Consider the following 6,401-nt stretch of genomic DNA (forward strand, 5'->3'; position numbering starts at 1 on the left):
GCCCGCTGAAGGGCTCCGGCCGCGCGTGGTCGAGCGATGCGTGCCAGGCCTGGAACATGAGCAGGTTCCAGATGACGCGGTTGAAGGAGTGGTTCCGGTAGAGGAAATCCTCCCAGAGCTTGCGGCAGGCGCGCACGTCGAGCAGGCCGTGGCGGGCCAGGGCCGCCGGGCTCATCAGCGCCTCCGCCCAGTCGCGCAACTCGGACCGCAACCAGACCTCCACAGGCGCCCCGAAGCCGCGCTTCGGCCGGTCCACCAACGCGCGCGGCACGTGCCGGTAGAGTAATTGCCGAAGCGGAAGCTTGCCCTCCCCGGCTGCGTATTTCTCGGCCGTCGGGAAGCGCCAGGACATCTCGATCACGCGGTAGTCGAGCAGGGGGCAGCGCACCTCGAGCGAGGTGGACATGCTCGCCCGGTCCACCTTCGCCAGGATATCGTCCGTGAGGTAGGTCGCGAGGTCGGTGAAGCCCATGCGGTCGATCGGGGTCGAGCGGCCGAGGAGGTAGCGCGGATCCTCCAGCGGGTTCGGCAGCCCGGCGGGGCTGGCGAGAAGCGAATCCGCCTCGAGCGTCTGCGAGACGAGCATCCGGTGGACCTCGTCCGGGTCGCCCGAACCCATCAGGCAGTCGAGCAGCCGCAGCCGGCGCGCCATGCGCATCTGCCCCAGCCGCTCGGCCGCCGGCGCCAGCCCTCCCGAGACGAGACCGGCCAGGGCCCGCACGGGCCGCGGCAGGCCACGCCGCCGCTCCAGCCACTCGTTCACCGCGGCGTAGCGGGCATAGCCGCCCAGCAGCTCGTCGCCGCCATCGCCCGAGAGCGCGACGGTCACCTGGCGGCGCGCCAGCCGGCACAGCAGGGTCGTGGGCACGATCGAGTCGTCGGCCAGGGGCTCGTCGCAGACCTCGGCGATGTCGCGGATCATGTCCTGGATGTCGGCGGCGCCGAGATAGGCCTCCTCGTGCTGCGTCCCGAGATGCTCGGCCACGGCGCGCGCGTGCGGCGCCTCGTCCCACTCGCGCACGTTGAAGCCGATGGCGAAGCTGTGGACCGCGCCGGCCGAGCCCTTGGCCATGAGCGCCGTGACAAGGCTCGAGTCGATGCCGCCCGAGAGGAAGGAGCCCACGGGCACGTCGGCGACCATGCGGAGCGCGACCGAGTCCCGCAGCAGCGCCTCGAACTCCTCCTGCCGGGCCAGGCGTCCGGCGGCCTGGGCGTCCAGCCCGGCCTCCGCCACGCCCCGGAGATCCCAGTAGGGGCTGGGCTCAGGGGATTCCCGGCGCCCCGCCGCCCGGGCGTCGAGGCGCAGGATATGGCCACCGGGCAGCTTGGAGAGGCCCGCGAAGATCGTCTGACGCCCGACGACGTAGCCGATCTGGAGGAAGCCCGAGAGCGCCTCGGTCGAGAGGCGGCCGTCGAAGGCGGGATGGGCCCGCAGGGCCTTCAACTCGGAGCCGAAGAGGAAATGGCCGCCCATCCAGCCGTAATACATGGGCTTCTTGCCGATCCGGTCGCGCGCGAGGAGGAGGGAGTTCTCCCGCCGGTCCCAGACGGCGATCGCGAACATGCCGTTGGCGCGCCCCAGCGCGCGCTCGAGTCCCCATTCGTCGATGGCCTCGACCAGCACCTCGGTGTCGGAGTGCCCGCGCCAGGGATGCCCGCCGCGCGCCGCGTCGATCTCGGCGCGAAGTTCGGCGAAGTTGTAGATCTCGCCGTTCATCATAGCGACGAAGCGCCCGTCCGCGGAGGCCATCGGCTGATGGCCGGCGGGAGAGAGGTCGATGATGGAGAGGCGGCGGAAGCCGAAGGCAATGCCGCTCTCCGCATCGATCCAGGTGCCGTGATCGTCGGGCCCGCGATGCGTGAGGCGGTCGCGCATCGCTTCGACGATCCCGCGGGCCACGGCCTCGCTGCCGAAGTGTGCCGGCGACCAGAAGCCGGTCAGTCCGCACATTCAGCCCGTCTCTCCGTCTTTCACCATCGCTCGGCCCGACCAGTGGAGGTCACCGGTGGCAGCACCGGCTTAATCAATACCATCGGTCTCAGTCCGGTGGATCCACCCCGAGAGTCCAGGGGTGGCTGCAGGGGCCCAGTGACGTTCACTGCCTTGTGGAATGGTCAGCCCTTCGGCGTCTAGTGGTATCGGGCAAGGTCCCTTCAGCGTCATGTCCCCGCGCACTACGCTAAACAGCACCGGGATCTGATCAATGCGGGTAAGGCGGCTGGCATAACCCGCTATCGCGCGCCGCTTCGAACCATTTTCCCCGCTGTTCACTGGCGAAGTCCGAAGAGACCAGAGGCGAAACTCGCAAGCACCTTGCCCGACGTAGGGTCTGCTGCAGAAGAAGGGACCCGCTCCTTCCAATCGGAGAGCAAGTGCCGCCAGGATCAGAAGAGGAAGGGTGAGCACCAGCAACGTCGCCGCCACCATCAGGTCTGTTGCCCGCTGCCAGCTTCTCCCAAATCGAAAGGATAACCCTCTATCCGAAGCTGGAGCTGGCCCGCAGAGATTACGCGACACGATGGGGAGCATTCCTCTGGGGTTGGCTGAACGGCGAAAGGGTTCCGTTCCGCCGTGTGGTGGGAAGCGCACTCCCCACCACACCGGTGCTTAAATGAAGATGCTGTCCGCCATCGCCAGCGCACTGGTGTTTTGGATCAGCAGGTTGTCATCCCCGCCGAGTGCGATGAACACGCTGGAGCGGAACTCTACGGCCCTTTCCATCAGCGCCTCGGCGTTACTGAAACCAAAGGCCTGCAAGTCCAGCAGATCCACTCCACCCTCGAAATCGACTACCGTGTCGTTCCCGGAACCAGGTCGGATCACGAACCGGTCTGCCCCCTCACCACCTGTCAGCTCGTCGGCACCCGCACCACCGAGTAGCCTGTCGCCGCCGGCACCACCGAACAGGATGTCGTCCCCGTTGCCACCGCGAAGAACGTCCTCGCCCGCGCCTCCTTGCAGTTGATCATCACCTGCCCTGCCGGACAGCTGGTCATCGCCGGCACCACCGGTGATGCGGTTGTTCAATCGGTTGCCCTGGACTGTCGCACCAACCTCACCGCGAAGCTCGGCATTTTCTACGGTCGCCGCCGCAAGCAGGTCCAGCGCACCAGCCCCGGCATAGATCGCCGTGTCGATGCCGCTGCTGCCCTTGGCAGCGGTCAGTGCCGCCGGATCGCGCACCACGATGTCGTTGCCGGCCGGATCCCCGCCGAGGGTCGAGATGGCGCCAGGAACTGAGATGGCACCGTCACCCGCCAGAAGCTGGTCCACCACCAGTCGTCCAGTACCGGGGAAGTCGGTGAACAAGCCGTCAAAGCCGCTCTCGATTGTTTTGATGTACTCCTCGACTGGGCGCTGGACCGTGCCGTCGGGGTTGAGGAAGGAGAAGTACTCCTCGTCGCGCAGCGTATAGACTACTGCTTCGATGCCGGCAGCATGGGCGCGCGCGACCAGAGGCACCTCCTCGCCGGTGAGCTGCGCCGTGATCAGCGGGACGCCGTCTCCGTCGTAGTCGACCGGAGTCGCAAGCGGCTTCGAAAGGTAAACGTCTTCCTTGTAGGGGCTGATCGCCTCAGCGTAGAGGTCAGCCATTGCCTGGATTGCCTCGGCCGAGTACAGCCCGCCGCCACCGACCTCCGCTACCGTGCTTGCGGTAAGCGGATAGTTGAACCCATCGAACAGCGTCGGATCGGCACCGAGCGCGACGTTGGCCGGGTTGAGGTGGAAGGCAATGTCCGGCGAGTAGTTGTTGTACAGTAGCTGGACCAGCGGAATGTCTACGCCGGCTGCTGGCATGATCTTGGTCTGCAACTCGATCAGATTGGCAATCTCAAAGGACTGGATCGAGACCCGCGAGGGATCGGTGAAGTCCTGGGCTGCCAGCACGTCGACGAGCTTCTGGCTGGTGTCGACCCCGATCTTGCCGCCATCGGCGTAGAAGCCGTTATACTCAAAGTAGGTGGGGTGTTTGGTCTCTGGGATGATGGAGATGGTGCGGCCGGTTTCGGTTTCGACCTGTTTCACCAGGTCGATAACCTCCTCCAGCGTCGGGATGCGGAACTGGTCATCGTACGCGGCATTGTCGGGGCGCAGCTGCGGGATGCGCTCACGAGCGTAGAGCGTCCTGATTTCAGCGAGGGTGAAGTCCTCTGCCCACCAGTCGGTGATCGTCTCGCCTTCCAGTACCTTCGTGACGTAGCGGTCGGCGAACTCTGGATGGTCGGCGATGTCGGTCGTACCGCTGAGCATCGGCTCGTGCCGGTCGATCAGATGACCGTCCTTCGTGAGCACGAGATCGGGCTCGATGATATTGGCGCCCTGCTCGATGGCGACGCGATAGGCTTCCAACGTGTGCTCGGGGCGCGAGCCGCTCGCACCGCGATGGCCAATGACCTTCGGCGCGTCGCCCGATAGGGTATTGAAGACCGGGTCCAACGAGAAATCCACCGCCACCAGTCGGTGGTCGGAGGCGGGAAAGCCATTTGGCGGCAGGCTTGGGCTGTAGGTGCCGGCTAGCGGGAAGGTCGGATCGGTCGTCGCCGGCCAGAACACCTCGCCCTTGAGGGGCGTCAAGCCAACAACAGAGGGCAGCACGTAGTCGGCGCGCAGGTTGCCCGGCGCCGCGTCGGCGAAGTCAGCGGTGTCGCGTGCCGGATCACCGGTATGCGACGCGTTGGATCCGCCCTGGATGGCCGCCTGCTCGACGGCGCCGGCGCTCGTCGGTACGACGCTGTCGTCAATAGTGTCGGCGTCGAGAAGCTGATTGATGGCGGTGTCTACGCTGTCGCCATCGTTCGGGTCGGCGTTCATGTCGCCCATGATGATGAAGCGCGCGCCGGGCTCAAGGCCACCGGAGACACCCTGATCGTCGTAGATGTAATCCCCACGGCCAGAGGTGACGTAATCGGCGATCAGGCGGATCTCGTCAGCATTGCGCAGACCGTTACGGTCCTCCGGGCCATCGAATGTCGGAGGTGTCGGATGAGCGACGATCAGGTGGACCACATCGCCATCGATCATCACCGGGACGTCCCAGTGGCTCTTTGAGGAGAGTGGCATAACTGCCAGCTCTTCGTCCGAGTAGTAGTCGCCTACTTCGGGAGTCGCGGTGTTGTCCGGCAGCCGAGCGTCCGGCATGTCCTTCCAAAGGAAGTTCTGGAAGGTGCGGACCTGATCGTAGAGGATCTCATACTTAGAATAGATCGCCATGCCGTACTGACCGGGATAGTTGCCGAAGCCATAAGCGTCGTCGCCGTACCCGGCCGTCCCCGGCGCTGTGACGGCGGCACCGTTGTTGTTCAGGTCGAAGCCGGAGGAGATGCCGGTGTTGCTCGGTGCGGTGAAGGCATAGCCGTACTCGATCGCCGTTCCGCCGCCATCGACAAGGCCGAGAGTGTTCTGTCCGACCGCGAGATAATTGTCCCGAAACAAGTTCAGCGCCGTGTCGCCGGACACGTAGTCGAACTCGTTGATCAGGAGCACATCCGGCGCCGTGCGCTGCACGATCTCCGCGACTGTCTGAGCTTGCAGGTTACCCGCCGTAGAAAGATCGCTCACCAATTCTCCCGCGGCGTTGCGGTTTAGCGAAGCGTTGAACGTCGCTGCCCGGAACTGAACCTGTGCCATTTCGACTTGTTCCCGCTCAAAGTATTACGGTCTACGACAGACCGCTGGACGCTGGTGGTACTAAGTGTGGTGCCGGCTCCGCGACACCTGGATGACGCCTGGATGTGCGTCCCGTTACGCCAGATCCATTTGCAGGCTTATCGAGGCTTCGTGAGCGATGATCTTCGTTCCTACGAACATGAATCGTTTGCAGCTTACAATGTACTGGGCATCTGCGGCTTGTGCAGAACCGTCGTGGATAAGTCGGGTTATGAGCGTTCAGCTTGCGAGAAGTGTCTGCCAAACGGGAACCGCAGGGTGGTTTCAACGAGGACTCTGGCTCCCAGCACTGCATGCTCCGTCTCGCTCAGCGCCGGAGGCAGCTTCAGCCTGAGCGGATTGCAAAGACCATCCACTCACTCGGTCAATCGTGCCTGTTCTGCCGGTCAAGGTCAGGCATCACCATGGCAGTGAAAATAGGCCTCTACTGTTCGCGGAAGGCGCGGTGGAAGCTGTCGAGAACGGGCTGGATCATATAGCGCAGGAAGGAGCGCTGCCCGACCTGGATCTGCGCCTCCACCGGCATGCCCGCGCGGAGCACCACGCCGTCCAGCCGGGCGAGCTGGTCGTCGTCGATGGAGATCCGCACCTTATAGTACTCCTGCATGGTGCGGTCCTCGACGGTCACGTCGCCCGCGACCACCGTCACCTCGCCGTTCAGGAAGGGTACGAGGCGCTGCTTGAAGGCGGGCAGCCGGACCTCGGCCTGCAGGCCGCCATGGACCATGTCGAT

The 6,401-nt window shown here is 64.9% G+C and carries 4 protein-coding genes; all 4 read right to left on the bottom strand.

The genetic code is table 11. The annotated features are described in order from the left end of the window. Positions 1-1,951: asparagine synthase (glutamine-hydrolyzing) (gene asnB, locus BO39_RS28730; RefSeq protein WP_156963561.1), on the bottom strand; the 1,951-nt coding region annotated here is incomplete at its 3' end. Positions 1,952-2,020: 69 nt separating this feature from the next. Further along, entirely contained in the window at positions 2,021-2,530 is a 510-nt protein-coding gene (locus BO39_RS35550) for a sugar transferase (protein WP_084698660.1), read from the bottom strand. A 78-nt stretch (positions 2,531-2,608) separates the two neighbouring features. Then, the gene (locus tag BO39_RS32215) at positions 2,609-5,629 is read right to left on the bottom strand and encodes a glycerophosphodiester phosphodiesterase family protein (RefSeq protein WP_084698661.1); all 3,021 of its coding nucleotides are present in this window, start codon (positions 5,627-5,629) and stop codon (positions 2,609-2,611) included. A gap of 463 nt (positions 5,630-6,092) precedes the next feature. Beyond that, on the bottom strand, positions 6,093-6,401 hold a 309-nt coding region (locus tag BO39_RS33845; RefSeq protein ID WP_478212688.1), incomplete at its 5' end, for a beta-barrel domain-containing protein.

This window comes from Roseomonas aerilata DSM 19363 (assembly GCF_000711725.1).
Lineage (GTDB): Bacteria > Pseudomonadota > Alphaproteobacteria > Acetobacterales > Acetobacteraceae > Roseomonas > Roseomonas aerilata.

Excerpts from the sequence above, each read along its gene's own strand:
- BO39_RS35550 (WP_084698660.1), bottom strand. The coding sequence starts at position 2,530 with ATGCTCCCCATCGTGTCGCGTAATCTCTGCGGGCCAGCTCCAGCTTCG.
- BO39_RS32215 (WP_084698661.1), bottom strand. The coding sequence starts at position 5,629 with ATGGCACAGGTTCAGTTCCGGGCAGCGACGTTCAACGCTTCGCTAAAC.